29 protein-coding genes and 1 pseudogene are annotated in these 25286 nt (G+C 59.9%); 18 read left to right on the top strand and 12 right to left on the bottom strand.

What is annotated here, in order from left to right:
- Positions 1 to 57: 57 nt before the first annotated feature.
- The 3 genes from rplT to K0O24_RS16870 form a co-directional block, all read right to left on the bottom strand.
- A complete protein-coding gene (rplT, locus tag K0O24_RS03745) occupies positions 58 to 423 on the bottom strand; it encodes a 50S ribosomal protein L20 (RefSeq protein WP_219894509.1) in 366 nt (121 codons plus the stop codon).
- A gap of 12 nt (positions 424 to 435) precedes the next feature.
- Positions 436 to 639, bottom strand: a complete 204-nt coding sequence (gene rpmI, locus K0O24_RS03740; protein WP_219894508.1) for a 50S ribosomal protein L35 — start codon at positions 637 to 639, stop codon at positions 436 to 438.
- 92 nt (positions 640 to 731) lie between these two features.
- Positions 732 to 857 (bottom strand): hypothetical protein, encoded by a 126-nt coding sequence (locus tag K0O24_RS16870; RefSeq protein ID WP_281421694.1) that lies wholly within the window; start codon positions 855 to 857, stop codon positions 732 to 734.
- A 97-nt stretch (positions 858 to 954) separates the two neighbouring features.
- Between K0O24_RS16870 and K0O24_RS03735 the strand changes: the two genes are divergently transcribed.
- The 13 genes and pseudogenes from K0O24_RS03735 to xth all read left to right on the top strand — a co-directional run bounded on the left by K0O24_RS03735 (position 955) and on the right by xth (position 11869).
- Positions 955 to 1965, top strand: a complete 1011-nt coding sequence (locus tag K0O24_RS03735; protein WP_219894507.1) for a glycoside hydrolase family 3 N-terminal domain-containing protein — start codon at positions 955 to 957, stop codon at positions 1963 to 1965.
- Positions 1966 to 2727, top strand: a complete 762-nt coding sequence (locus tag K0O24_RS03730; RefSeq protein ID WP_219894506.1) for a segregation and condensation protein A — start codon at positions 1966 to 1968, stop codon at positions 2725 to 2727. It abuts the gene before it with no gap.
- A complete protein-coding gene (gene scpB, locus K0O24_RS03725; protein WP_219894505.1) occupies positions 2724 to 3329 on the top strand; it encodes an SMC-Scp complex subunit ScpB in 606 nt (201 codons plus the stop codon). The genes K0O24_RS03730 and scpB overlap by 4 nt, the downstream gene beginning before the upstream one ends.
- Before the next feature lie 77 nt (positions 3330 to 3406).
- Positions 3407 to 3634 carry a twin-arginine translocase TatA/TatE family subunit gene (locus K0O24_RS03720; RefSeq protein ID WP_219894504.1) on the top strand — a complete coding sequence of 76 codons (228 nt, stop codon included), beginning with the start codon at positions 3407 to 3409 and terminating at the stop codon, positions 3632 to 3634.
- A 10-nt stretch (positions 3635 to 3644) separates the two neighbouring features.
- Positions 3645 to 3872, top strand: a pseudogene (gene tatB / locus K0O24_RS03715) (Sec-independent protein translocase protein TatB); the annotation flags it as partial.
- Between the two features lie 62 nt (positions 3873 to 3934).
- Positions 3935 to 4699: a twin-arginine translocase subunit TatC gene (tatC, locus tag K0O24_RS03710; protein ID WP_219894502.1), complete on the top strand. Its 765-nt coding sequence runs from the start codon at positions 3935 to 3937 to the stop codon at positions 4697 to 4699.
- Positions 4696 to 7383 (top strand): bifunctional [glutamine synthetase] adenylyltransferase/[glutamine synthetase]-adenylyl-L-tyrosine phosphorylase, encoded by a 2688-nt coding sequence (locus tag K0O24_RS03705; RefSeq protein WP_219894501.1) that lies wholly within the window; start codon positions 4696 to 4698, stop codon positions 7381 to 7383. Before tatC ends, K0O24_RS03705 begins: the two co-directional genes overlap by 4 nt.
- 2 nt (positions 7384 to 7385) lie before the next feature.
- Positions 7386 to 7847 (top strand): peroxiredoxin, encoded by a 462-nt coding sequence (locus tag K0O24_RS03700; protein WP_219894500.1) that lies wholly within the window; start codon positions 7386 to 7388, stop codon positions 7845 to 7847.
- 2 nt (positions 7848 to 7849) lie between these two features.
- The gene (locus K0O24_RS03695; protein ID WP_219894499.1) at positions 7850 to 8599 is read left to right on the top strand and encodes a sulfite exporter TauE/SafE family protein; all 750 of its coding nucleotides are present in this window, start codon (positions 7850 to 7852) and stop codon (positions 8597 to 8599) included.
- A complete protein-coding gene (locus K0O24_RS03690) occupies positions 8596 to 9405 on the top strand; it encodes a ferritin-like domain-containing protein (RefSeq protein ID WP_219894498.1) in 810 nt (269 codons plus the stop codon). The genes K0O24_RS03695 and K0O24_RS03690 overlap by 4 nt, the downstream gene beginning before the upstream one ends.
- A 63-nt stretch (positions 9406 to 9468) precedes the next feature.
- Positions 9469 to 10662 (top strand): M23 family metallopeptidase, encoded by a 1194-nt coding sequence (locus K0O24_RS16865; protein ID WP_219894497.1) that lies wholly within the window; start codon positions 9469 to 9471, stop codon positions 10660 to 10662.
- A gap of 54 nt (positions 10663 to 10716) precedes the next feature.
- Positions 10717 to 11040 carry a HesB/IscA family protein gene (locus tag K0O24_RS03680; protein WP_219894496.1) on the top strand — a complete coding sequence of 108 codons (324 nt, stop codon included), beginning with the start codon at positions 10717 to 10719 and terminating at the stop codon, positions 11038 to 11040.
- Between the two features lie 58 nt (positions 11041 to 11098).
- On the top strand, positions 11099 to 11869 hold the full coding sequence (xth, locus tag K0O24_RS03675) for an exodeoxyribonuclease III (RefSeq protein ID WP_219894495.1): 771 nt from the start codon (positions 11099 to 11101) through the stop codon (positions 11867 to 11869).
- Here the strand turns inward: xth and K0O24_RS03670 are convergent.
- Positions 11866 to 12618, bottom strand: coding sequence for an isocitrate lyase/PEP mutase family protein (locus tag K0O24_RS03670; protein ID WP_219894494.1), 753 nt, complete (start codon positions 12616 to 12618; stop codon positions 11866 to 11868). The genes xth and K0O24_RS03670 overlap by 4 nt on opposite strands.
- On the bottom strand, positions 12618 to 13799 hold the full coding sequence (locus tag K0O24_RS03665; protein ID WP_219894493.1) for an N-acetyltransferase: 1182 nt from the start codon (positions 13797 to 13799) through the stop codon (positions 12618 to 12620). Before K0O24_RS03665 ends, K0O24_RS03670 begins: the two co-directional genes overlap by 1 nt.
- A gap of 108 nt (positions 13800 to 13907) precedes the next feature.
- Here K0O24_RS03665 and K0O24_RS03660 point away from each other — a divergent pair, with 108 nt between their 5' ends.
- Positions 13908 to 14999, top strand: a complete 1092-nt coding sequence (locus K0O24_RS03660; protein ID WP_219894492.1) for a fatty acid desaturase family protein — start codon at positions 13908 to 13910, stop codon at positions 14997 to 14999.
- Positions 15000 to 15001: 2 nt separating this feature from the next.
- On the opposite strand, the gene lptG is transcribed toward K0O24_RS03660, so the two are convergent.
- Positions 15002 to 16096, bottom strand: coding sequence for an LPS export ABC transporter permease LptG (gene lptG, locus K0O24_RS03655; RefSeq protein WP_219894491.1), 1095 nt, complete (start codon positions 16094 to 16096; stop codon positions 15002 to 15004).
- 2 nt (positions 16097 to 16098) lie between these two features.
- Positions 16099 to 17301 (bottom strand): LPS export ABC transporter permease LptF, encoded by a 1203-nt coding sequence (gene lptF, locus K0O24_RS03650; RefSeq protein WP_219894490.1) that lies wholly within the window; start codon positions 17299 to 17301, stop codon positions 16099 to 16101.
- A 120-nt stretch (positions 17302 to 17421) separates the two neighbouring features.
- Here lptF and K0O24_RS03645 point away from each other — a divergent pair, with 120 nt between their 5' ends.
- Genes K0O24_RS03645 through K0O24_RS03635 form a run of 3 tightly spaced genes read left to right on the top strand, consistent with a single transcriptional unit; the run spans position 17422 to position 19788 of the window.
- Positions 17422 to 17955: a DUF2141 domain-containing protein gene (locus K0O24_RS03645; RefSeq protein WP_246611116.1), complete on the top strand. Its 534-nt coding sequence runs from the start codon at positions 17422 to 17424 to the stop codon at positions 17953 to 17955.
- A 1-nt stretch (position 17956) separates the two neighbouring features.
- Positions 17957 to 18925 (top strand): diacylglycerol kinase family protein, encoded by a 969-nt coding sequence (locus K0O24_RS03640; RefSeq protein WP_219894488.1) that lies wholly within the window; start codon positions 17957 to 17959, stop codon positions 18923 to 18925.
- Complete coding sequence (locus K0O24_RS03635; RefSeq protein ID WP_219894487.1) at positions 18922 to 19788, top strand: hypothetical protein; 867 nt, start codon at positions 18922 to 18924, stop codon at positions 19786 to 19788. The genes K0O24_RS03640 and K0O24_RS03635 overlap by 4 nt, the downstream gene beginning before the upstream one ends.
- On the opposite strand, the gene uvrB is transcribed toward K0O24_RS03635, so the two are convergent.
- Positions 19785 to 21965, bottom strand: coding sequence for an excinuclease ABC subunit UvrB (gene uvrB / locus K0O24_RS03630; RefSeq protein ID WP_219894486.1), 2181 nt, complete (start codon positions 21963 to 21965; stop codon positions 19785 to 19787). The two genes, K0O24_RS03635 and uvrB, sit on opposite strands and share 4 nt — an antisense overlap.
- A 149-nt stretch (positions 21966 to 22114) precedes the next feature.
- Between uvrB and K0O24_RS03625 the strand changes: the two genes are divergently transcribed.
- Entirely contained in the window at positions 22115 to 23302 is a 1188-nt protein-coding gene (locus K0O24_RS03625) for an acyl-CoA dehydrogenase family protein (RefSeq protein WP_219894485.1), read from the top strand.
- Here K0O24_RS03625 and K0O24_RS03620 read toward each other — a convergent pair.
- From K0O24_RS03620 to K0O24_RS03610, 4 genes are all read right to left on the bottom strand, one after another.
- Positions 23220 to 23549 carry a hypothetical protein gene (locus K0O24_RS03620; protein WP_219894484.1) on the bottom strand — a complete coding sequence of 110 codons (330 nt, stop codon included), beginning with the start codon at positions 23547 to 23549 and terminating at the stop codon, positions 23220 to 23222. The two genes, K0O24_RS03625 and K0O24_RS03620, sit on opposite strands and share 83 nt — an antisense overlap.
- Before the next feature lie 11 nt (positions 23550 to 23560).
- Positions 23561 to 23689, bottom strand: coding sequence for a hypothetical protein (locus K0O24_RS16860; RefSeq protein ID WP_281421693.1), 129 nt, complete (start codon positions 23687 to 23689; stop codon positions 23561 to 23563).
- Positions 23690 to 24044: 355 nt separating this feature from the next.
- Positions 24045 to 24908, bottom strand: a complete 864-nt coding sequence (locus K0O24_RS03615) for a fatty acid desaturase (protein WP_219894483.1) — start codon at positions 24906 to 24908, stop codon at positions 24045 to 24047.
- On the bottom strand, positions 24896 to 25090 hold the full coding sequence (locus tag K0O24_RS03610; RefSeq protein ID WP_219894482.1) for a hypothetical protein: 195 nt from the start codon (positions 25088 to 25090) through the stop codon (positions 24896 to 24898). The genes K0O24_RS03615 and K0O24_RS03610 overlap by 13 nt, the downstream gene beginning before the upstream one ends.
- Positions 25091 to 25286 lie beyond the last annotated feature (196 nt).

Here is a 25286-nt window from a genome sequence, read left to right as displayed (position 1 = left end):
TGGGCGCGAACGGCAATGCCGCCCACGCCCATTTGCGCATTTACGAAAGGGAAGCGGTTAAGCTGCCTGCGGCAGCGCTGCCTTCGCTTGCGCAATGATGGTGCTAAACACCGCGCCTTCGTGCATCGCGATATCGGCCAGGACCTTGCGGTCGAGTTCGACACCGGCAAGCTTCAGCCCGTGCATGAATTCGCTGTAGGTCAGGCCTTCCATACGGACAGCCGCATTGATGCGCTGGATCCAGAGGCCGCGGAAGGTCCGCTTCTTGGCCTTGCGATCGCGATAGGCATATTGCCCGGCCTTTTCGACGGCCTGGCGGGCGACGCGAATCGTGTTCTTGCGCCGGCCGCGATACCCCTTGGCCTGCTCGAGAATATTCTTGTGCTTGGCACGGGTTGTCGTGCCGCGTTTGATGCGAGCCATTGTTCGGCCTCCTTATTTCAGGCCGTAGGGCGCCCATGCCTTGACCGTTGCCGTATCGGCATCGGACAGGACAGAGGTACCGCGATTCTGGCGGATATACTTGCCATTGTGGCTGATGAGCCGGTGACGCTTGCCGGCTACGCCGTGCTTCAGCTTGCCGGTCGCGGTCACGGTGAAGCGCTTCTTCACCCCGCTCTTGGTCTTCAGTTTGGGCATTTTCGTCCTTTCAAAAATCGACGATTCGCATCCCCCGTGGCAGCCCTTTCAGCCAGGCGGATCGCATAGCAATCGTGCGGAAGTGCGCGCCCCTAGCCGGAGTCTGGCCGGAATGCAAGCGTTTGGCGGCCGTCCTCGATGGTCAATCCTTCGCCATTGCCCTCGGCAATCTGCCGCATCAGTGTCTTGAAGACAGCGGTAATCAACGGCCGCGCCATTGCGAAAGAGCGGAGCGGCAAGACCGTTCCCGCGAGGATTCGAATCCGGCTGCGCTTTCTGCTCCACAAGTGCGGTGCAGGCGGTTATTGACCTGCCATGCTTGCATCGATCTTCGGCCTGTCCGGCCCTGCTCTTACGCCAGATGAAGTTGCCTTTTTCCGGGATAGCGATCCTGCGGGCTACATCCTGTTCAAGCGAAATGTTGCAACCCGCGAGCAGCTGCGCGCGCTGACAGATTCTCTTCGTGCCCTTCACGGGCGGGATGACGTGCCGATCCTGATCGATCAGGAGGGCGGCCGCGTTGCGCGGATGCAGCCGCCGGAATGGCCGGCCTTTCCGCCCGGCGAAGCCTTTGACCGGCTCTATGTTCGTGCGCCGATGTCTGCCATCGAAGCAGCCCGCACCAATGCAAAGGCGATTGCGCTGACACTGTCCGAGGTCGGCATCACTGTTGACTGCTTGCCCTTGCTGGACGTCCGCGCGCCCGAGACTCATCCCGCGATTGGTGACCGGGCGCTGGGGTCGGAACCGATGCAGGTGGCTGCGCTCGGGCGAGCGGTGATCGAAGGTTTGCGTGCTGGCGGTGTGGTCGGCGTCGTCAAGCATATGCCGGGGCAGGGGCGCGCTGTGGTCGACAGCCACCATGCCTTGCCGGTCGTCAGCGCAGACGACGCAGCGCTTGCTGCAGACCTTGCCCCTTTCCAGCGTCTTGCCGATGCGCCCATGGGAATGACGGGACATATCATTTTCGAAGCATGGGATGCAGAACGATGTGCCACGCTTTCACCTGTCGTGATCGGAGACATTATCCGGAAGCGCATCGGCTTTGACGGATTTCTGATGAGCGATGATCTGGACATGAAGGCGCTCAACGGGGCCATTGGAAATCTGGCATCAGCCTGCGTTGCGGCAGGCTGCGATGCAGCACTCAACTGCTGGGGCCGCATGGATGAAATGGTCGCCATAGCAAATGAAGTCGGATCGCTGACTGCCGAGGGAGAGAGCAGATTGGCGCGCGCCATGGCAACAATCGGCCCGGCACCAGACGTCGCTGAAATGGCAGAGCTTCTTGCCAAGCGCGATGCCTTGTTGCAGCTTGCGGCCTGAATGGAAGAGCAGCTGGTCATCGAAGAATTTGCAGCATCGCCCGAAGGTGAACCGTTCCTGCTTGAGCTGGGAAGCTGGGAAGGGCCGCTTGACCTTCTGCTTGCCCTGGCGCGGAGCCAGAAGGTTGATCTCCGCGAAATCTCTATCCTGGCACTTGTTGAGCAATATCTGGATTTCATTGCCAATGCGAAGGCGCTGAAACTCGAAATTGCGGCGGACTATCTCGTGATGGCGGCATGGCTCGCCTATCTCAAATCCTGCCTCCTCTTGCCCCGCGAGCCCCATGTCGATCCGAGCCCGGAAGAACTGGCCCTGCGGCTCCAGCTGCGACTTGAACGGCTGAATGCAATGCGAGAGGCGGGTGCGCGGCTCATGGGACGTGACAGGCTCGGGCGCGATGTATTTGCCCGGGGCCTGCCAGACGGACTGCGCGTCATCCGCAAGGCGAAATGGGACGCGAAGATCTTTGACCTGATTCAGGCCTATGGCCAGGTGAAGGCGCGCGCCATGCCGGCCTTTCATATTGTCGCGCGGCGCCATGTGATGACGCTGGAGGATGCGATTGAACGTGTGGCAAGACTGGTCGGCACCGCGATCGACTGGATGGAGATCGGGCAATTCCTGCCCGAAACCGATGATCCGGCGTTTCGGCGTTCTGCGCTTGCGTCAAGCTTTGTCGCGACGCTCGAGCTTGCGCGGCAGGGCAAGCTTGAATTTGCACAGGAAGAGGCGTTTGCCCCGCTGATGGTGAGGGCTGCATGATTGATCCTGCCGACGACTTGACCCGGGCCGTCGAGGCGACGCTGTTCGCTGCCAGCGAACCGATGACGATGTCTGAAATATCGGCCTATGTCGGGATTGATGCTGATGTGAAGGGCGCGCTGGCCGAACTTTCGATGCGCTATGAAGGGCGCGGCATCAACCTTGTCGAACGTGGCGGGCGCTGGCTTTTCCAGACCGCACCCGATCTTGCCCATATCCTGCGGCGTGAACGCGAGGAAGCGCGCAAGCTTTCGCGCGCGGGCATCGAGACGCTGGCGATCATTGCCTATCATGAACCAGTGAGTCGCGCCGAGATTGAAGCCATTCGCGGTGTCCAGATTTCGAAAGGCACGTTGGATGTGCTGATGGAAGCTGGTTGGGTCAGGCCAGCGGGCAGGCGGGAAGTCCCTGGTCGGCCGCTTACCTATGCGACGACAGCTGGTTTCCTCGCTCACTTCGGGCTGGAGAGCCGTCGTGACCTGCCGGGTATCGAGGATTTGAAGGCTGCCGGGCTGCTCGATCCGGTCGATCTGGCGTTCGACGCTCTCGAAATGCAGGGCCGCGATGCAGATCAACTGGAAACTGTCGACGAGAGCGACTAAATAGACGCATATGCATCCAATGCCGGAAGCTTCCGGTAACACCCATGCGTGCCAGCCATGGCCGCTCAAGGAGAATAATGATGGGCCTCAGTCTTCCGCATATCCTTTTGCTGGCACTGGTCGTGCTGCTGCTTTTCGGCGGCGGTCGTGTGTCGGGTCTCATGGGTGACGTTGCCAAGGGCATCAAGAGCTTCAAGAAGGGGCTTGCTGATGACGACGAACCCCAAAAGCCGATGACCAAGATCGAGGCGCAGCCGGCACCGACCGTGATCGAAGCAGAAAAGCAAACAGACAAACAGGCCTGATCCGAACCACATGTTCGATGTCGCGCCCACCGAATTGCTGCTGGTGGCCATTGTCGCGCTGGTCGTGATTGGCCCCAAGGATTTGCCGCGTGTCCTGCGCATGGTGGGGCAATGGGTTGGCAAGGCAAGGCGAGTGGCCGCCCAGTTCCGGTCCGGGTTCGATGAGATGATTCGCGAGAGCGAGCTCGCCGAAATGGAAAAGAAATGGGCTGAAGAAAATGCCCGCATCATGGCCGAACACCCAGTCGTCGCCCCGCCTGAACCACCATCGCCCGAACCGTCGGCGGAAGGCGCCAAGCCTTGAAGGATATCGATGAAACCAAGGCCCCGCTGCTCGATCATCTGATTGAGTTGCGCAGGCGGCTGTTGTGGAGTGTTGCGGCACTGGGGGTTGCCTTTTTGGGCTGTCTTTATGTGGCGCGGCCGATCTTTGCCTTTCTCGTTCAGCCGCTGCTGAAAGCCGGGCAGGGAAAGATTATCTACACTGATATTTTCGAGGCCTTTTTCGTGGAGATCAAGGTCGCGCTTTTTGCAGCGCTGATGATTGCATCTCCAGTGATTGCGATCCAGCTTTGGCGATTTATTGCGCCCGGACTCTATGCGCAGGAGAAGCGAGCCTTTCTGCCGTTCCTGCTGATGACTCCGATCCTTTTCACCGCGGGCGCGGCGATGGCCTATTATGTGGCGATGCCGATCGCGTTGACCTATTTGCTGGGGTATAGCGGCAATGTCGGCGGGATCGAGCAAGAAGCATTGCCGGGTGTGGGCAACTATCTGAGCTTCGTCACCAAGTTCATATTCGGTTTTGGCGTGGCCTTTCTTCTGCCAGTGCTGCTGATGTTGCTCGAGAGAGCCGGGATTGTGACGCGCGACCAGCTGAAGAGGGGCCGGCGTTACGCCATTGTCGCAATTGTTGCTGTTGCAGCGGTGCTGACGCCGCCGGACATCTTCTCGCAGATCCTGCTCGCGGTACCGCTCTATCTGCTATACGAATTTGCGATTGTGGCGATCTGGTTCACCCAACGTCGCCGCGCAAGAGATGCAGCGGAAGCGCCTGCGGAATGACAGCTTCAGCGCTCAACGGAGCGCTGGCCAGGGCCGAGGCCCATTCCCCCTATCTGCGCAAGCTTATCGCGCGGCATTCCGATCTCGCGGACCTGCTCGGCACAGGCGATATGGCCCGGGCATTGGCGGCGGCGCGGATCATCGACGCCGATATGCCGGTCCCGACTGCCTTGCGGATCGCCAAGGCGCGGCTTGCACTTGCGCTGGCGATTGGCGATCTCGCCGAAGTGCTGACGCTTGAAGCGGTGGTCGGCGAACTTTCCGCATTCGCCGATCTGTCGCTTGACCTTGCAATCCGCGAGGCGATCGAGACGCTGGTGCCCGGCGCGGAGCCGCAGGGATTTGCCGCCATTGCACTGGGAAAGCACGGTAGTCGCGAACTCAATTACAGTTCCGACATCGATCCCATCCTTGTTTTCGATCCGGAAACCCTGCCGCGCCGCCAGAGAGACGAGCCGGCGGAAGCTGCGGTCCGGATTGCGACGAGGATGATGCAGACGATGCAGGCGCGTGATGGCGATGGCTATGTTTTCCGCGTCGATCTGCGGCTCCGTCCCAACCCGGAAGTGACCCCAATTGCGTTGCCGGTGGAGGCGGCAATCTCCTATTATGAATCCAGCGCGCTGGCATGGGAGCGCGCGGCGTTCATCCGGGCGCGAGCCTGTTCGGGCGATATCACGCTGGGACAGGGATTTCTTGACGTCATAAAGCCATTCGTATGGCGCAGAGGCCTTGATTTCGGCGCGATCAAGGAGATTCGAGGCATGTCGCGGCGGATCCGCGATCATTATGCCGGCGGTCAGGCATTCGGGCCCGGATTTGATCTGAAGCGTGGACGGGGCGGTATTCGCGAGTGTGAATTCTTTGCCCAGATCCACCAGCTGATCCATGGGGGGCGCGATCCTGCACTCAGGGTGCCAGCGACGGTGGACGCGCTCCGCGCTCTGGCCCGGGCGGGCCATCTGGAGAGCGAAGATACAAACACATTGATTGACGCCTATCGGCTCTACCGCACCGTCGAGCATCGCTTGCAAATGATCGACGACCAGCAGACCCATGCGCTGCCCAAACAGGCTGAAGCTCTCGATAATGTGGCGCAGTTGCATGGCCTTGCTTCGGGACAGGAATTGCTCGCGCTCTTGGCGCCGCATGTCGAGTCTGTCGGGCATCTATATGATGCACTTGATTCGGACCGCCCTGATGCTCTTCCACAGGATACCGAAGCGCTTGAAGCGATGCTAGCGTCTGTGGGGTTCGACGATCCCCTGACAGTCACCCAGCGCATTTCGGGCTGGCGCAGCGGGCAGGCACGTTGCCTGCGCAGCGCAGCCGCGCAGGACGCCCTTGAGGCGGTTTTGCCCAGGCTTGTTCTTGCGCTTGGCCGGTCGGCAGATCCGGTATCAGCGATCAACCGACTGGACGGCCTGATCGATCGCCTCCCGAGCGCCATAAACCTGTTTCGCCTGCTAGAAGCGCGCCCCCAACTCTTGCGGGTCTTGACGGATATCCTGTGTACTGCGCCAACGCTTGCGGCGGATGTCTCTCGGCGCGCCAGTCTGCTAGACGGCCTGATCGACGCGACGGCGTTCGATGTTCTCCCCGATGTGCCGACCATTGCGGCGCGGCTTCGCGTCGAGGACGAACGGTCGAGTCTCGAGGAGCGGCTTGACCGAGTTCGTCAGCTTGTCGGAGAATTGCGATTCGCACTTGGTGTGCAAATCGTTGTCGGTGCAAGCGATCCGATCAGTGTCGCGGGTGGCTATGCCCGGGTCGCAGAAGCGGCCATCCTTGTTGTAGGCGAAGCTGTCACTGCCGAATTCGAAGCCGTGCATGGCAAGGTGCCGGGCTCTGAATTGATCATCCTTGCGCTTGGCCGGATGGGCGGCGGGGAACTCACACATGCGTCCGACCTTGACCTTGTATATCTTTTCAGCGGTGATTTTTCGACCGAATCGGATGGTGCAAAGCCGCTTGGAGCGACGCAATATTTCAACCGGCTTGCCCAACGCGTGACAGCCGGGCTTTCCGTCGCGACGGCGGCAGGCGCCCTTTACGAGGTGGACACCCGGCTTCGCCCGTCCGGCGCGCAAGGTCCGCTGGTTGTTTCGTTGGACAGCTTTGCGCGCTACCAGCGGGAGGAAGCCTGGACCTGGGAGCATATGGCACTGACGCGGGCCCGCGTGATGTTCGGGTCCGCGAATGTCCGGGAAGAGACGGAAGCCATCATTGATGCGGTTCTCAACCAGCCGCGAGAGCGCCAGGACATTGTCAATGCTGCGGCCAAGATGAGGGCTGACATAGCGACGCATAAGCCACCGAAGGGCCCGCTCGATGTCAAGCTGTGCGATGGTGGACTGGTTGACCTCGAATTTACCGTTCAGGTGATGCAACTTGTCCATCGCAAGGGCTTGGTGCCAAACCTCGGGGAAGCTGTTGATACATTGGTCAAGCAGGGCCTTTTGCCCAGCGGATTGTCCGATGCATACCGGCTTCTCTCCCGCTTGCTGATTACAGTCAGGCTGGTCGCTCCGGATCTTGAAACGCCTACTCCGCCCATCTGTGCGCTCATCGCGCGCGCTTGCGATTTTCCCGATTGGGATAGCCTGCTTGCAGCGCTGACCGACGTAAGGCAGAGCGTTTCCGAAAGTCGGCAGGCGATTTCCGCCGCCGCAAAGGGAGACTGATCATGCTCAACCCGGGCGATGCCGCACCCGATGTCCGCTATGCAACGATTGCTGGAGGGGAGGCTGCGATTGCCGACCACAAAGGCCGAAAGCTTGTCCTTTATTTCTACCCCAAGGATGATACGACCGGCTGCACACGCGAAGCGCAGGACTTTACGGCGCTTGCGGATGATTTTGCCAAAGCGGGCGCCGATATTGTCGGGATTTCAAAGGACAGCATCAAGAGCCATGCCAAGTTTGCAGACAAATATGGCCTCAAGGTCACGCTGGGCAGCGATGAAAGCGGCGCCGTCTGCGAAGCCTTTGGCGTCTGGGTGGAAAAATCCATGTACGGGCGCACCTACATGGGGATCGAACGGTCGACCTTCCTGATCGATCCAGGCGGCAAGATTGCGCGGGTCTGGCGGAAGGTCAAGGTTGCCAATCATGCGGCTGAAGTGTTGGAGGCAGCGAAAGCACTTTAGTCATGGGTCCTGCACTTTCGGCATTCCTGGTCATTACAGCATTCCTGACTGCCACACTTTCCGGCATTTTCGGCATGGCGGGGGGGCTGGTTCTGATGGGGGCGCTGGCTTTTGTCTTGCCGGTTTCGGCAGCCTTTGTGACGCATGGCATCCTCCAGCTCGTAGCAAATGGCTGGCGCGCCGTTCTGCATCGACAGCATGTCGCCTGGCGGATCATTGCCAATTATGCGCTTGCCTCTGCGGCTGCTGCCGGGGTCATTGCGCTGGTGTCCTTTGCGCCCTCGCGCCCCCTGCTGTTCTTGTTGCTCGGGCTTGTCCCCATGCTGGTCTGGTTGCCGAGACATTGGATACAGCTTGATGCAGCCAAGACGCCCCATGCCCTGATATCGGGGTTTCTAGTGACTCTGGTGAACCTCACGGCCGGCGTGGCAGGCCCGTTGCTGGACATTTTCTTTGTGCGGACAGAACTGACCCGACATCAGATTGTCGCGACCAAGGCTGCAACACAGGTGTTCAGCCATCTCGCCAAAATACTTGTGTATGGCACGCCGCTCGTGCTCACGGCACAAAAAGGGGCGATGCCTCCGTTCTGGATTTTTGCCCTCGCCATTCCGGCGTCCATGCTTGGCACTGCCGCCGGAGGCTGGGTGCTTGACCGCATCAGTGATGTCGATTTCAAGCGCTGGACGGCGTGGATCGTGACCGGGATCGGGGTGTTCTATCTCGGCAAGGCGGCGCAACTTTACCTGTGACCAGTGTTGGTGAGGCCATTCGTGAGGTTCTGCTGACTGCAGATCCAACAGCCAAGGCAATGCGCGCCCGATCCGTTGCCAGGGATTGGCGGCTCGGACGCCTTGCGTATCGGCTTGGCGAATCGATGCCAGACCGTCCGGCCAGACCCAGTGTGCCCGAATTGTTGCCGCCTAACCGGATGCCGAGCCGTCGACGCGGCGGTTCACAGACAAATCGGATCGCGATGCTCCATGCGTTCGCGCATATCGAATTTGTTGCAATCGACCTCGCCTTCGATGCAGCCGGGCGATTCGGCGACAGTCAGCCGCGCGAATTCTTGACCGATTGGCTTTCTGTTGGCGCGGATGAAGCCATGCATTTTGCACTGCTCCGGCGTCGGCTGGTTACGCTAGGCAGCGATTATGGGGCGCTTCCCGCGCATGACGGCCTGTGGGAAGCAGCGGAAGCGACTCGTGACGATCTTATGGCGCGACTCGCTGTCGTCCCGATGGTCCTTGAAGCGCGCGGTCTTGACGTCAGTCCAGCCACGATCGCGCGCCTTGAGGCGTCGGGAGACCGCACTTCTGCGCGGATTCTGGCGCGCATTTACGCTGATGAGATTCGCCATGTTGCGGTCGGTTCGCGCTGGTTTGCGCGCTTGTGCGATTCTGCGGGACTGGACATGGCAGAATGCTGGAAAACGCTGGTGAAACAGTATTTTCGGGGTCCCCTTAAGCCTCCATTCAACGACTCGGCGCGCTCAAAAGCCGGTCTGCCCCGCGAACTTTATGCATCGCTTGCATCGGCCGGGCAGGTGCCGCAGTGATCTGCATCACAACGGGCGTCGGGTCGTAAGCGGCGCGTCTGGGTTTGGGTCGCCGGGGGAATCATGGCTTCATTGTCGCAATCGAACGGGTCTGGGCTATTGTCCAAATTCCGTAAGTTGTTTCGCGCAAAAGACGTGTTTGTGCATGATGGAAGCGCGTTGCGCCGGGTCCATATTTCGGCGCGCACTCAATTCGCTGCGGCCTCTGGCGGCACCTTCGTGGTTGCAATTTCGCTGTTCGGTCTCGTGCAGTTTGCTGTGGGCACCCCGGCTATTTCGGGTGCCATTGAGAATTTTGCTTCCCGCCAGGTCGAAGTGGCGATGATGGCTGATCGCGTTGAAGCGCTGCAGTCGGAAGTGTCCGCCATCCGCGTTTCAGCGCGGCAGCATGCCGCCAAGCTTGAAGCGCGCCAGGCCTTTCTGGCAGCCGTGCTAAAGGGTGAAGCCGATCCTGCCAAACTCGCAGCCCTGCTTCCGGCGGATGCAAAGTCGGTTGATGCCGAGATTGCCGCAGCATTTGGCCAGGTCGAACATTCACAGACTGCGATGGCTTCTGCGGTGCGCATGTCCACTGAAGCCCGTTACCGGCAGGCTGCTCAGATGGTTGCCCGTCTCGGGCTGTCGCCGCAGCGGCTTGGGTCCGAGCCGATGACCGGTGTTGGCGGCCCTTATGAGCCGGTTCCGGCGGGCACTCAAATGACTCCGGTCAAGCCGGGTCAGCCCGACCCCCAATTTCAGGCACTTTTCAACAGCTGGAAGCGTCTTGATCAGCTGCAGACCGGCATTGTCGCCATTCCATCGATGCGCCCAGTCCAGAGCCTGACCTTCACGAGCAATTTTGGCATTCGGACCGATCCGTTCCGTGGCGGTGCGGCGATGCATGCTGGGGTGGACATCCCTGGCGCCTATGCGACGCCAATTTATGCGACCGCCGATGCCGTGGTGAACCGCACTGGCTGGGCTGGCGGTTATGGTAATCTGGTCGAACTCAATCACGGGCGCGGCATTCAGACGCGCTATGGCCATTTGTCTTCCATCCTTGTTGCGCCCGGTGCCCGCGTGAAGCGCGGACAATTGATCGCGCTCATGGGCTCGACTGGCCGTTCAACCGGAACCCACCTGCACTATGAAGTGCGGATTGATGGCCGCGCCGTGAACCCCGTGCCGTTCCTCCAAACGTCGGATTATCTGGTTGCGATGCAGCGTCGCACCAGCAGCACGGCGGTGGGCGGTCCATTGGAGCCGGGTTCCAAATAATCATCCCGCCCCTGCCGGTTGCGATGCAGGGTCATAGCGCCTATCTTTGCCAGCATGAGCGTTACTCTCTCCGAAAGCGCAGCTGCGCGTGTTGCCTGGATTGCCCAAAGGCAGGGCAAGCCCCCCATACTGCGCCTTGCGGTTGAAGGCGGGGGATGTTCAGGCTTTCAGTACCGTTATGGCCTCGCGGATGCTATTGAGCCGGACGACATTGTGACCAGCAATGGCGAGGTCCGACTTGTCGTTGATCCTGTCAGTCTTGATCTCATTGAGGGATCGGAAGTGGACTTTGTGGAGTCGCTTGGCGGCTCTGCCTTTCGAATCACCAATCCGCAGGCCGCATCAGGCTGCGGCTGTGGCGCCAGCTTCTCGGTTTGAAAGGGATGGCAGAAAACGTGGATACCGGTTTTTCGTGTGATATCCCGGCGGCCAAATAGTGCGGATTGCCACGTATAACGTCAATGGCATCAAGGCGCGGCTTCCGCGACTGATCGAATGGCTGGAGGAAACGCAACCGGACGTCGTTTGCCTGCAGGAATTGAAGTCAAGCGACGAGACTCTCCCGATCGCCGAAATCGAAGCTGCGGGATACAAGGGCGTCTGGCATGGCCAGAAGGCGTTCAACGGGGTTGCCATTCTGGCGCGCGGCCATGCTCCGGTTGAAGTCCAGAAAGGCCTTGATGGAGAGCCGGAAGACGAACACAGTCGCTATATCGAGGCCGATATCATGGGCCTTCGCGTGGCGAGCATCTATCTGCCCAATGGCAATCCCCAGCCAGGGCCGAAATTCGATTTCAAACTACGCTGGTTCGAACGGCTGACGCGTCGGGCGAAGGACTTGATGGCTCTGGAAATCCCCGTGGTGCTTGCCGGCGACTATAATGTCATTCCCACAGATGCCGATATCGCGAACCCGCGTTCCATGATGGATGACGCGTTGATGCAGCCGGAAAGCCGGGCGGCCTTTCGCCGGCTGTCAATGCTTGGTTTGACCGATGCGCTGCGTGCATGCCACCCGACGGGGCCATTGTGGACTTATTGGGACTATCAGGCCGGTGCCTGGCAGCGCGACGCAGGCTTCCGGATCGATCATCTGATGCTGTCTCCTGAGGCAGCCGACCGGCTGGTCAATGCCGGCGTCGACAAGGACCATCGCGGCCGCGAAAAGGCCAGCGATCATGCAGCCGCCTGGATCGAGCTGGATTAGACCAACTGTTCCGCAAGGGCAGCGGCGGCGGCGTCGAAACCGCGCCAGGCAGCGGCAGCCAGTGCGCCGCCAACACTGACCCGTCGCACGCCCAAGGCAGCAAGATCGGCAACGCGCATGTCCGAGTTCATGATCAGGACGTTGACTGGCTTCGGCGCGACCGCCTTGACGGTCTCGGCGATTTCGGCGGCATCTGTCATTCCCGGCGCGAAAAGGCAGTCCGCACCTGCTTCCGCAAAGGCCGTCAGACGCTCGATTGCAAATGCCACATCCTTGATCTCATTGAGATAGGCTTCGGTACGCGCAACCAGAAGTGCGCCAGTTCCGCTTGCATCAATCTCTGCACGTGCCGCCCGAATACGTGCAACAGCCATGTCGAGGGGATAGAGATGTCCTGGGCCCGCCTGATCCTCAATAGATAGACCAGCAATTCCGGTCCCCAACGCGCGCTGCACATTGACGGCCACGCCCTCCGGCGTTTCGGCAAAACCGCTTTCGAAGTCTGCATTGACCGGCAGATCGGTTGCCGTGCACAGGCGGTGCAGATGATCGAGGATCTGTTCAATCGTGATCTGGTGATCCTTGAGACCCAGCGTCCATGCTGCGGCAGAACTCGAAGAGGCCAAGGCCTTGAAGCCGAGGGCCTGAAGCCGCTTTGCGCTGCCCGCATCCCACGGATTGGGCAGGATGAAGCAGCCTTGTTCATGAAGAGCGCGGAAGTGCGCGATACGCTTTGATTGGTCAGACATCACAATGCCTTTTCGTAGAGCCAATAGTCCTTGTTGACGTGCGAGTTTATGGCGTCGGCAATCGCATTCATGCCCTGATTGTCCTCAAGGATCCAACCAATCTCGCCCCGCGAGGCCCCGTAATTGTTTACGGCATTGCGACGGATGAACTCGATCATCATGAAGGCCAGCTGGCTCGCCATGCGCGAAGACTGGAGCCGTTTTACCACTCCCATGAGCGGCACGCGCATCGTACGGACCTGCGGCCTTCGCAACCACCACAGCAGTTTTGCCCAATTGAATGGCAGGAGCTTGCCGCCGAACTGCTTGAGCTTCTCATTGATGTCGGGGAGGACAATCATGAAGGCAACGGGCTCCCCGTCATATTCGGCAACCATGATCAGATCTTCATAGACAATCGGCTTCAGCTTCTTGCCGACATAGGCAATCTCGCTGTCGGACAGCGGGACGAATCCCCAATTGTCCGACCAGGCGTCGTTCAATATGCCAAGAATGAGCTTGGCCTCTTCATTGAAGCGCGATTTTTCGACCTGACGGATGCGGATGCGGGCATTTTTCTCGCCCGCGGCGACGATCCGGTTGACCAGTTCGGGAAAGGGATTGCTGATATCGAGTTCCCAGGTCTTGAGGGCTTTGGCGAAGCTGTACCCCTGCCCTTCGACCCAGCCCTGATAGGTCGCAGCATTATGTCCCATCATGACCGTCGGCGGATGATCAAATCCCGATACCAGCAGGCCTGGCTCATCCCAGACCGATATGCTCAAGGGAGCGAGGACCCGGTGCATCCCCTTGCCGCGCAGCCACGCCTCTGCCTGAGCAATCAAGGCCTCGGCAGTTGCCTGGTCCTCTGCTTCAAGCAGCCCCCAATTGCCTGTGCCCGGACCCATCCCCTTTTCGGCGGGCTGGCCAAGCGCAAAATGGTCGATATGCGCGGAAATGCGGCCGACAAGCTGCCCATCGCGTTCGGCAAGATAGAGCTGCGCTTCGCCATGTTCAAACCAGGGATTCTTGCCCGGCGTGATGAGGCCATGGACTTCGTCCTTCAGCGGCGGGACCCAGTTCGGATCGCTGGCGTAAAGACGATAAGGCAGATCGACAAACGCGTTCCGGTCAGCTTTGGATGCGACCGGGCGAACCATAAGTGATGCTTGCGTCAAAACTGTCTCCTTTGACTCGGGCATAGTGCATTCGCCCTGTTGCTGGAATCCCTGCCGTGCGCGAAAGTCATCCCATAGCAAACAGGGAGGCGCGCCATCATCCTGCCACACTATTCTGGTGTTAGCCGGTCCATGAAATCAGCTGCTCTAACCCCTGACAGCCTTTCGCCGCTTCGCGAAGCTGCATCAGCAAAGTCGCGTGTTGCGGACGACATGGCCATGATTCGCGCCGCGGCCGAACTTACGCGTGATCTGAATGCGCCGAACCCTTGGATCTATTGGGCAGATTTCCTCGGCTTCACGATTCTGGGCTATGCGGGGCTTTTCATGGCCTTGGGCGCCGCGCAGCCATTTGCGGTTGTCGGCTGGGCAATTGTCTCCATCATCGGGCTCTATCGAGCCGGTCTGTTCATTCATGAACTGACCCATATCAAGCATTCGGCTGTGCCTGGCTTTCGGCTCGCCTGGAATCTCCTCATCGGCGTCCCGCTTCTGGTTCCGTCGTTCTTGTATGAGGGAATCCACAATCTTCATCATGCCCGGACGCGCTATGGAACAGTTGAAGATCCGGAATATCTGCCGCTTGCTCTGATGAAGCCCTGGACGGTTCCGCTTTTTGTCCTTGTCGCCGCGCTTGGGCCGATTGCCCTGCTTGTCCGATTTGCCGTTCTGACCCCGCTTTCGGCGGTTATTCCGCCATTGCGCACTCTAGTCGTGGAACGATTTTCCGGGCTGATCATCAATCCCGTCTTCCGCCGCCGTCCCCCAGAAGGCGATGCGCGGCGGGACTGGCTGTTCCTGGAGACGGCTTGCAGCCTCTGGGCAATTGCATTGCTTTCCGCAGTCGCTGGGGGATTCATTCCCCTTCGTGATTTCCTGATGTTTCTGGGCGTGCTGTCCGGCGTTGTTGTGTTGAACCAGATCCGTACGCTCGTCGCCCACCTTTGGGAGAATGACGGTGACGTCATGAGTGTCACGGCCCAGTTCCTCGACAGCGTCAACGTGCCGCCCCCCGGTGTTCTTCCAGCGCTATGGGCGCCAGTCGGGCTTCGCTATCATGCGCTCCACCACCTCCTGCCCGGCCTGCCCTATCATGCACTGGGTGAAGCGCACCGGCGATTGAGCGCCGCACTCGTTCCCGAATCCACCTATCACCGCGCAAGTTATGACGGACTTCCCGGACTGGTCATCCGGCTGATGGGCAATACGGCGAAAGGCGCCTAGCGCTATTCCTCGGTCTGGATCAGGACCGCTTCGCCAATGAGCAGAAACAGGAAAAAAGGCCCCCAGGCTGCGAGGAGTGGCGGATAGGCACCCAGATTGCCCATCGCGAGACCGAAATTGTCTGCGACAAAATACGCAAACCCCAATGCCATGCCAATGACGGCTCGAATAAAAAGCCGGCCAGACCGCGCGAGGCCAAAGGCTGCAACGGCGCCCAGCAATGGCATCAAAATGGTCGAAAGTGGCCCGGCCAGCTTGTGCCAGAGGCCGGCCTGCAAGGCTGCCGTTGGTCGGCCGGCTTCGTGCAATTCGCCAATGGCTCTCCACAGGCGCCGGAATGACAATCCATCCGCACTGACATTTGAAAGTGTAAACTGTTCCGGTCGGACGCCAGCGCCGACTTGCACATTTCCCATATCGGTTCGCGTTCCACTGGCCACATCGAATCGGCTCGCCCCAATCAGGGTCCAGCCGCCGCCTTGGGGAATGGCGCGCGGCGCCCGCACAATGGCCAGCAGAGAACCTCCGGACCGATTGTAGATCGTCACGTTGGAAAGGCGGGTTGCAGTCCCGCGGCCAGTGACGCTTTCGGCGTGGATCAGATGATCTCCGTCGCGCACCCAGACATTGTCTGCACCATTCCGTTCCGCCGGGATGGGTCCATAATCAGCATGCTGCCAGCGGTCGAGCGTTGCAGTGGCGCGCGATACGATGCGGTCGTTGAACGCAAAGGATGCAAGCGCGACGCCAAAGGCCGCGACGATCAGTGGCGCCAGCACCTGATGTGCCGAGAGTCCCGCCGCTTTCATCGAGATCACTTCACTGTTCTGGTTGAGTGTCGCGAGCGTGATGATGGTGCCCAGGAGTATCGAGAAGGGCAACAGGAAGGCTATGATTTCAGGCAGGCGCAAGGACAGGTAGGTCCAAAGTTGGGCGCTGCCATTACCCTTGTAGGCCAGCACGCTTCCGGATTCGCCCAAGAGATCAAGCGTCTGCAGCACAAGCGCCAATGCCAGCAGCACGGCCAGACTGCGCAGCAGGAACATGCGCGCCATATACCAGCTGATCGTGCTCGACGGGAAAAAGGAGTTCGACACGATCAGCTACCCGCAAGACTTGGAATGAATTTTGCCACCAAGCGCCGGAAACCGGCGCCCAATTTGGCGAAGGACCGCTCAAGCGCGCCAATTGGCTGCCCGCCCGGCACATAGGCAACAGTATAATACATCCAGCAAATCAAGGCCGCAAAGCCAAGGAAGGGGAGCCAGAGCGCATAGAATGGATCGATCAGACCGAGCGACCCCATGCTTTCGGCATATTCGTTGACCTTGTGATAGGCGACGACCATCACGATCGACAGGAACACACCAAGTGACGATGAAGACCGCTTGGGCGGGACAGCCAGCGCCACCGCCAGCAATGGCAGGAGCAACATCATGGCGACTTCGACCAGCCGGAAATGAAAATTGGCGCGCGTTTCATCGCGAATCATCTTTGAAACCCTGGGATCATTGCCGACCCGCGCGAGTTCAGGGATCGTCAACTCCCGATCCTTTCCGCCGCGATTGCGAAACGCTTCGATCTTCGGCAGGTCGATGGGCAGGTCGTGTCCGGTGAAGCTCAGAATGCGGGGCGTCTTGAAGCCCGGGGCATCATGAACCAGGACGCCGTTCGCCAGTCGCAGGATGATGGTGTCGGGATCATCCGTTGCAAGAAACGTCCCTTTTTCGGCCGTTACGGCAAGGGTCTTCCCGTCCTTGCCTTCACCCATCACGAAGATCCCGGAGAGGTCTCGACCATTGTTGCTGCTCTTTTCGATCCGCATGGTCATGCGCTTGCCCAGATGCGTGAATTCACCAACCTTGATCGATGCGCCGAGCGCTCCGGAGCGGAGTTCGAACCGAAGCCCTTCATAGGCATAGCGGGCATAGGGCTGCACGTAACCGACAATGGCCAGATTCACGAGCGCAAGAGCAATCGCATAGAGATAGGGCGTGCGCAGGAGCCGACCATAACTCTGGCCAATCGCGCGAAAGGCATCGAGTTCTGATGACAGCGCAATGCGCCGAAACGCCAGCAGGATGCCAAGCAAAAGGCCGATCGGGATACCAAGCGAAAGATATTCCGGCAAAAGATTCGCCAGCATCCGCCAGACAACGCTCACCGGCCCACCCTCGGACACCACAAAATCGAACAGCCGCCGCATCTTGTCGAGCACCAGCAGCAGGGCCGCAATGACCAGACAGGCGAAGAGCGGTGCCGCGATCAAGCGAGCGATATAGCGATCGGCGGCAGAAAGCATTGTTTGAGTGTCTGTTTATCCAGTGACCATCATTTCGCCGCAAAGAGTCCCTATTGCACAAATCACACAGGGATTTTCGGTGGCGTAATGCCGGATATAGCCTTGAGGAGTCTGTTGGTCATGTTGAAATTTCGCAGCTGCATGGTTGGCCTTTCGCTCGTGTTTGCCCCGGCATTCGCGACGCCCGCTGCAGCGACGATTTTGGGTCCGGATGCGGCAACGTGTGCGCGCGGCGATGGGCCGGCGATTCTTGTCAATGTCGTTGGATTCAAGAACCGCGCGGGGACTGTGCGTGCGCGCACGTTTGGGGGCAATCCCGCGACTTGGTTTGACAAGAAATATGTTCTGAAACGCACGCTCACGGATGTCCCTTCCGCCGGGCCTGTCTCCATCTGCATGCCCGTTCCTGGGCCCGGCACCTATGCCGTCGATATTCGGCATGATGTCGATGGCGCGGGCAAAACCGACAGGGGAGATGGGGCGGGGGCTTCGGGCAATCCGCAAGTTTCGCTTTTTGATGTGCTCTTCAAACGCAAGCCTGCCGCTGACAAGGTTTCTGTCCGCGTGAATGAAGGTGTAACGACGATCACGGTCGTCCTCAAATATCTCTCGGGCGGTTCAATCAAGCCTGTGCAGATGACGTCGGGCCGCTGAAATGGTTGCTGTCGCGCTCCTGTCGAACCCCCGCTCGACCGGCAACCGTGACATGCTTCCCAGGATTCGCGCCTTTTGCGCGGGGCGTCCCGACATGTTTCACTATGAAGTGGAACATGTCAGCCAGATTGCCGATGCGCTCGAATCAATTGCGCGGGTCAGACCGAAGGTGCTCGTCATCAATGGTGGCGATGGCACCGTGCAGGCAACGCTGACAGAGCTGTATAATGGCGGCCAGTTCGGGCGGGAAGTTCCGCCTGTTGCCGTGCTGCCCAATGGCAAGACCAATCTGATTGCACTTGATCTTGGTTCATCTGGCGATCCGCTTGTTGCGCTTGAGCGGATTGCCATGCTTGCCAAGAGTGATCTTCGCCCGCATGTTGTGGAGCGCGAGCTGATTGCATTGACTGAAGGTGAGACCGCCATCAATCGGCCGGTGCTCGGCATGTTCCTTGGAGGTGCCGGCCTCGCCGATACCATCCTTTTCTGCCGCAACAAGATCTATCCGCTCGGCTTGCCCAACGGCGTGAGTCACGTTCTTGCAGGCATATTGGTTCTGTTTTCTGCAATATTCGGCGTTCGTGGCAAGTATCTGCCACCCGCACCCCAGCCCGTTCGTGTTTCCCTGATCCGCGAGGGTCAATCTTCGCAGCGTTTTGCCTTTTTGATCGTTACGACGCTCGAAAAGATGTTACTCGGTGGCAAATCTGGCGGCCGCGCTTCCGGCCTGAAGCTGATGGCCGTTGACCAGTCTCCGCTAGCCTTGCTCAAGGCGCTCATTGCAAGCATTCGGGGCCAGCTGGGAGACCGGCCTGTCGTTGGCGTGCATGTGGAGCAGGGCGATGTCATCCGCATCGAAAGCGAACGATCGAGCGTCATTCTTGACGGTGAGGAATTTCATGCGCTGAAAGGCAGGCCGATCGTCCTGCGATCGACGCCGCCCGTATCGTTCCTCCGCCTCGCAGCGTGAGCGACCTTCGCGCGCTTGTTTCTGCCGAGCTGGCGGAGCCCGTCAATCCGCGCGTCTCGGCAATGGCTGCAGCAATTGCTGCGGACTTTGGGCACGCGGCCCGGGCCGTGCTCTTCTACGGATCCTGCCTGCGGCAGCAGGAACTGGACGGGCTCATGCTCGATTTCTACCTCATTGTCTCCGACTATGAGGAAGCCTGGCCGGGCAGCTGGCTGGCCACAGCGAACCGCCTGATACCGCCCAACGTCTTCCCGTTTGCGCATGCAGGGCTTGCTGCAAAATATGCGGTGCTCAGCGAACGGGATTTTGCCATCCTCAATGGCCCTGCCGCGACGACCGTCTCCGTCTGGGCGCGCTTTGCACAGCCAAGCCGGTTGGTCTGGGCGGCCGACGATGCTGCTCGAGACACTGTGGTTGCAGCCGTCGCCGATGCGGCACCGACCTTGTTTCGGTTTGCGCGACCGATTGCTGGTTCATGCGATCCGCTCGATATCTGGCGCGCAGGTTTTGCCCAGACCTATCGCGCTGAATTGCGCGCCGAACGCGAAGACCGGTCTGGTTCGATTGTTGACGCCGACCCCGAGCGCTATCGACGCTTTGGAGAAGCGATCCCCGAAACGATGCTGGATCGTCCAGCGGCTGAGCGCCGCTGGCGAAGCTTGCAGAGGCGCGGCAAGCTGATGTCCGTTGTCCGGCTGGCCAAGGCAAGCTTCACCTTTGCAGGCGGTGTCGATTACCTCGCCTGGAAAATCAACCGCCACGCAGGGACCCAGATCGCCATAAAGCCCTGGCAGCGCCGCTGGCCGCTCCTCGGGGCCATAGTCTTGGTGCCAAGATTGTTGTTGCAGGGAGCTGTGCGCTAGCGCCCGAATTTGCGTTGCGTTTTCCCGAAGCGCGTCTTGCGCGTGCCGGGCTTGCCTTCATTGCTGCGGCCCATGATCGGCAGTTTTTGCTGGTCGACCGGAATGCCGAGTTCGCTCTGTTCCAGCGCGCGAATTTCGTCGCGCAAGCGGCCCGCTTCCTCGAATTCGAGATCGGCCGCCGCCGCACGCATCTTCTTTTCGAGTTCCTCGATATAGGCACGCAGATTATGGCCGACCATGTGTACCGGCCCGTCTTCGATCTCCACCGTCACCTGATCGCGCGAGGCAACGTCCTTGATGATATCACCAATCGCACGCTTTATTGTCTCCGGCGTGATGCCGTGCGCGGTATTGTAGGCGAGCTGCTTTTCCCGCCTACGATCCGTTTCGGCGATGGCGCGTTCCATGCTGCCCGTCATCCGGTCGGCATAGAGGATGACGCGGCCATCGACATTGCGCGCCGCGCGGCCAATCGTCTGGATCAACGAGGTTTCGGATCGCAGGAACCCTTCCTTGTCTGCATCCAATATGCACACGAGCCCGCACTCCGGAATGTCCAGCCCTTCGCGCAGCAGGTTGATGCCGACGAGGACATCATAGACGCCCAATCGCAGGTCACGGATCAGTTCGATGCGCTCGAGCGTCTCGACATCGGAATGCATGTAGCGGACGCGCAAACCCGCTTCGTGCATGAACTCGGTCAGATCCTCCGCCATCCGCTTGGTCAGCGTGGTGACGAGTGTCCGATAGCCCGCTTCGGCTGTCTTTCGGCATTCGTTGATGCAATCCTGCACCTGGTCTTCGACGGGTCGGATGGTCACAGGCGGATCGATCAGGCCGGTGGGCCGGATTACCTGTTCGACAAAGACGCCGCCGGTCTGCTCCATTTCCCAATTGCCGGGCGTCGCTGAAACATAGGTCGTCTGCGGGCGCATCGCCTGCCACTCGTTGAAGCGCAATGGGCGATTGTCGATAGCAGAAGGAAGGCGGAAGCCATATTCGGCCAAGGTCAGCTTGCGCCTGTGGTCACCACGCGACATGCCATTGACCTGTCCGATCGTCACATGGCTTTCATCGACGAAAAGCAATGCGTTGTCGGGCAGATATTCAAAAAGCGTCGGGGGCGGCTCGCCCGGCAGGCGCCCAGTCAGGAAGCGCGAGTAGTTTTCAATGCCCGCACAGCTTCCGGTGGCGGCAATCATCTCAAGGTCGAAATTGGTCCGCTGCTCAAGCCGCTGTGCTTCCAGCAGCCTGCCTTCGGAGACGAGCTCCTTCAGTCGTTCCGCCAGTTCAAGCTTGATCGCTTCCATGGCCTGCTTGAGGGTCGGGCCCGGCGTCACATAGTGCGAGTTTGCATAGACGCGGACATAATCGAGCGATGCAACCTTCTTGCCCGTCAGCGGATCGAATTCGACAATCTCTTCGATGTCGTCGCCGAAGAAGGAAATGCGCCACGCCGTGTCTTCATAGTGCGACGGGAAGAGTTCCAGATTGTCCCCCCGCACACGGAAATTGCCGCGGGCGAAGGCCTGATCATTGCGCTTGTATTGCAGGCTCACCAGCTTCCGGATGATCTCCCGCTGGTCGACGCTCTGGCCCTTCTTCAGGTCGAAGATCATGGCCGAATAGGTTTCGACCGAGCCGATGCCATAGAGGCACGACACCGATGCCACGATCAGCACATCGTCGCGCTCCAGCAAGGCGCGCGTTGCCGAATGGCGCATCCGGTCGATCGCTTCGTTTACGGAGCTTTCCTTCTCGATGTACGTGTCGGACCGCGGGACATAGGCCTCGGGCTGATAATAGTCGTAATAGGACACGAAATATTCGACCGCATTGTCCGGAAAGAAGCTCTTGAATTCGCCATAAAGCTGCGCCGCGAGGATCTTGTTCGGGGCAAGGATCAAGGCTGGCCGTTGCACCGCCTCAATCACCTTGGCCATGGTGAAGGTCTTGCCCGAACCGGTCACGCCCAGCAGGACCTGATCATGTTCGTGTGCATTGATGCCGGCGACAAGTTCGGCAATCGCCGTTGGCTGGTCCCCGGACGGTTGATACTCGCTCACAATCCTGAATTGCTTGCCGCCATCGGCCTTGGGTGGGCGTTCCGGACGGTGCGGGATGAAGGCTTGACCGGTTTCCGGCTCGTCAAGTGTGGTGCGGATGGTCAAGGACATATCAGGAACATAGGATGTCGGAGCGGGCGTGGCAATGGCGCCTCGGGACGTAGTGTCCTAGTATTTGTCCCTATGTCTCGTCGCGATTGTCTCTGGCAAAGTGACGCCAAGTGCCCAGGCGGGCGTGCAATAAGCGAGGGGATAAGACCATGAACATGGCAGTCGGTGCAGTCAGGGCCCAGTCGGACCTTCCCACAAAGGCAGACATGATTGCGCGGGCGCAGGCTCTTTTGCCCGCCCTGCGGGAACGTTCGGCAGACGCTGAAAAGAACCGGCGCCTCCCCGATGAAACGGTCGCGGATTTCAAGGCGGCGGGCTTCCCCAAGATTCTCCAGCCCAAACGCTTTGGCGGATATGAACTGGGCCCCGATACTGCTGTGGAAGTGATCCGCACGATTGCGACGGCCTGCGGGTCGAGCGGTTGGGTGACCAATCTGTTCGTCATCCATAACTGGCAGGTCAGCCTTTTTCCGATGCAGGCGCAGGACGAGTATTGGGACGGCAGCGACGATCGGCTGTGCTCGACCGTGTCCTTTGCGACCAAGAGCGAGATGACCGAAGTCGACGGCGGCGCCAGGTTGAGCGGTCGTTGGAAGTTCTCGAGCGGCTGTGACTTTGCGGACTGGTTCCTGATCATGAAACCCAGCCCGACCTGCTTTGACTGGATGCTCATCCCGCGCAGTGATGCGACGATCGAGGATGACTGGTTCGTCTCCGGCTTGAGCGGCACCGGCAGCAAGGACCTGATCCTCGACAATGTGTTCGTGCCTGCGCACCGCCGTGTCTCGGGCATGGACGTTGCCATGGGGACGACGCCGGGCGGCAAGGCGCTCGGCATTCCGATGGGCCGCTTGCCCTTTGCCTGGCCCGCCGTCTGGGGCATCCCGGCGGCGCTGGTCGGCATGGCCTCGGGCATGGCAGAGGCCGTGCGCACGACGCTTATTGGCAAGAAAGGCCTCTTCACCGGCGAACTCCAGGTCGAACGGGTCGCCAACCAGATCCGGCTGACCGAGGCCCTGACGGACATCCACGCCGCCGAACTCATCATGCGCCACCGGATGGACGAGCTGAACAGATGGGCAGAAGCGGGACAAGCCCCCGCACCGATTGACGCCTATGCCTCGCACCGCGATGCGGCCTATGTCTCGCGCCGCATGGGCGAGGTGGCCAGCAAGCTCTCGCTGATGGCGGGGGCGACCTCTGTCTACCTTGGCAATCCGATCCAGCGTTTCAAGCGGGATATCGATGTGGGCGTCACCCATGTCTCTCTGGTTTGGGAAGAGGCGGCGGAAAATTATGGACGCGCCCTGTGGGATCTGCCGCCAAAGGGTCGGTGACGGGGTCTCCACCGAGCGCTTCGGCTGCAAGCTCGGCATCTTCGTCAAGGAATTCCTGCGCGATTTCCGCGTCGAGCTTGTCGAGCGGCGTCTGCTTTGAATCCCGCTCGTCCGCTGCCTTCGCCGCCAAGCCCCAGGCCTTTGCCGCGGTCAGGGCAATCGCCCGCCGGCTTTCGAGCGTTTCGCTCTGCGCCTTGGCCAGCTGAAGGGCTTCCTGCTGCCTGCACATGATGGCCGAAGGACGCATGCGCGCAGGCCCTAGCGCTTCATATTGTCGAGGCCGGGAACCAGGCCGCGCTTGTCAGACGGATTGGATGCGTTTGTCTTCGGCTTTTCGGCCTTGGGCTTGCGGACTTCACGGTTGGATTTCTTTTGCGATTTGGCCACGACCTTGTCCTTTCAATGGTGGTTTTTCCCGATGACAAGAGTCGCCCGCAGGATGGCGATCAACGCCCGACAATAATCTGCTCAACCGAGCATAACGACATAAGCGGGATATGGGCATCGCGTACCCCCTTTACAAGGAAAGCGCGGCAAGGCGCTTTCCCGACCCGTTCCGGAACTTGTCAAATTTGTCACTCCCCTCCGGTAGAATAATACCGGCCGCGCAATCATTGGGACGGGGGCGATGCGGGAGGGGAAGGCACTGCGCTTCATCACGCAGGATGGAGCAGATTCACAGCGAATAGGAAAGGCCTTTTTTCGTGAGGGTTGCTCTGGCTTGAGTCGTTATGATTCGGCTCTACATCCCCCCAAGGTCGCAGCCCCGTTCCTCAAGGATCGGGCGCAGTGCGCGAAAGGCGGCTGGGGTGCGATAAAGCGGGATGGTCGGATAGAGATGGTGGATAATATGGTATTGCATCCCCGAAGACCCGATCGTTCCCCACAGGCTGCGGAATGAGCGTGTATCGCGATATCGGCCCGTCTGCGTCATCGGCTGGTGCGGTGCCCAGCTGAGGTAGAAATTGATGTAGACTGAGCTGATCTTGATGGGCAGCCACCACAGGAAAAGTGCTTCCCAAACATGGCCGCTCCAGGCGAGGACGGCGAGAATGGTGTATAAGGAGGCCCGGGCAAGCAGGCCGTGAAGCATGGCCTGCGCGGCAGCCGGCGTCCCGAGCCGCTGCAGCGTCGCGCCATAGCGATCGTGCCGCGGCTGGTTCTTTACAATGGCCTTTGCGAGCCCTTGCAGAGCGGTCGGTGCAGCCATGGGATAATCCGGATCCAGCTCAGGATCATTGGCGTGGCGATGATGCTCGTAATGCGTAACCCTGAGAACCGAAAGCGGGGTCCACATCGGGATCAGCGAAAACCAGCCCACAAGTTCGTTGACCCAATGCCAGCGGGAACCTTCGGGGAAGATGATGTTGTGCTGGGCTTCGTGCGAGGGGAGGTAACTGACGGACAGGTTGAATGTCGCAATCAGGAATCCTGCCCAGAGCGGCAGCGCCCCGCTGAAGACAAGAGGCCACAGCGCAAGCCATACGCTGGTGTTGGCAATCGGCCAGAGGACCATCAGCCAGGGAAAGCCGCCAATGAATTGATCGGCAATGGCCTTTTCCCGCGCGCGCAGGCTCGAGGGAACGGCCGGTTCTACCACAGCCATGTCCTCCGCATACGGGCCGCCGCACCAAGGATGACGCCGGCAACCAGGCCAAACTTGATCGGACTGAGGCCAAGAGGCGCAGACAATCCGGCAAGACCAAGGATGGCGGCAATCAGCGGTGCCAGGAAGCCGATGCCAAACAGGATCGGGCCGAAGTTGAACGCAAGTGCAATCAATCGCATGGCGCAAGCCCCCTTCTGCCGGGCGTTCGTGCGCACGGCTATTGCGTGCGATGTTAGTCAGAGTTCCGCCGCTTGTCAGCTACCAACGCGTCTTCACAAAACACGCCCGATCCCGTTTGATCGGAACACTCTGCGCGACACTGCAAGATGTGTAATTCCCCTTCGGCAGGACAATATCGGCCGCGCAATTCTCTGA

This window comes from Aquisediminimonas profunda (assembly GCF_019443285.1).
Classification (GTDB): domain Bacteria; phylum Pseudomonadota; class Alphaproteobacteria; order Sphingomonadales; family Sphingomonadaceae; genus Aquisediminimonas; species Aquisediminimonas profunda.
Note: the sequence above shows the minus strand (reverse complement) of the source record. Positions and strands in the feature narration are given on the sequence as shown.